The 265-nt window shown below is 73.2% G+C and carries 1 pseudogene; it reads right to left on the reverse strand.

Annotated features, from left to right (window positions below):
• A pseudogene (locus tag ACTIDRAF_RS30395) lies at positions 1-265 on the reverse strand (NAD+ synthase); the annotation flags it as partial.

The following is a 265-nucleotide window of genomic DNA, read 5'->3' on the forward strand; positions in this document are numbered from 1 at the left end:
CGCTTGTACTCGGCTCGGTCCACCATCCGGACCACCCGCTCCACGAGCTCGGCGTCGAACCCGTCGGCCACCAGCTCGGCCAGGCCCCGGTCGCCCTCGATGTAGCCCTCCAGGACCGCGTCCAACAGCTCGTAGTCGGGCAGCGAGTCGGTGTCGACCTGGCCGGGGCGCAGCTCCGCCGAGGGCGGCTTGCTGATCGAGTTCGGCGGGATCGGCGGCGTCTGCCCCCGGCGCTCCGCCTCCTCGTTCCGCCACAGCGCCAGCC

This window comes from Actinoalloteichus spitiensis RMV-1378, assembly GCF_000239155.1.
Lineage (GTDB): Bacteria > Actinomycetota > Actinomycetes > Mycobacteriales > Pseudonocardiaceae > Actinoalloteichus_B > Actinoalloteichus_B spitiensis.